The 805-nt window shown below is 31.4% G+C and carries 1 protein-coding gene; it reads right to left on the reverse strand.

Annotated elements, in window-relative coordinates; genetic code table 11:
• Nucleotides 1–761 (reverse strand): DUF2785 domain-containing protein (locus tag JM172_RS24545; RefSeq protein WP_214484990.1); only part of this gene is annotated, 761 nt, incomplete at its 3' end.
• Between the last annotated feature and the right edge of the window lie 44 nt (nt 762–805).

Here is an 805-nt window from a genome sequence, read left to right on the forward strand (position 1 = left end):
AAACTTTTATTTAATAAAATGGAGCGATTTAACTCTTCTTCTACACTAAATAATTCATCAATTATAGCCAATGTATTATCATAATGCATTACTTTAAAATACAGACATCTAATGAAGTTTTTTGCATTAACTCTTGCTACATCTTGATTACGGTCACGTTGCCATTCAATGCATTCACTCAATTCATTTAACCATTTAATCATTGACTCATTTGATATTAGCTTCATTTTGATGATTCTGAAAACTACAACAGAGATACGTTCATCTTCTTCTTCACATAAAATGTATTTTCCGTTATAGATAACTTTTTTGAAAGCATTTAAAATCTCTTGAACTATATTTTCATTACTTTCACTGCATTGTATCAACTCATTCATTACATCAGCACCGTGAGCTCCACCATGTGCCCATCCCTTCACAGGTAGTATTCCCCTAAGATCTTTCTCTGAAGTATAGTATTCTATAAGTTGGTTCTTCAAATATTTAAATTCATCAATACTTAGAAATGCCTTTTTTCTATGCATATACAAAATTAGTACTACTCCTAGAACTGAAAATGTTCTTGTAAAAACACTATCATCACCATCATTCCCTATTTGGTAGAACAAATGGTTTTCATCCATAAGGATAGAAAGAATCTGTTTAAGTTGTGCTCCGTTAAAATACTCCTTTTCAGTTATCCATTCACATAAGGCATTGTATATCAATTCTTCTCGAAGCTCGTAATCGATATCTCCAATATAGTTAAGTAGTATTGGCATGTACTCCCACGCATCCTGCACTTTTTCTACGTTAAACTGATTTT

The organism is Bacillus sp. SM2101 (assembly GCF_018588585.1).
GTDB classification, from domain to species: Bacteria; Bacillota; Bacilli; order Bacillales; family SM2101; genus Nanhaiella; species Nanhaiella sioensis.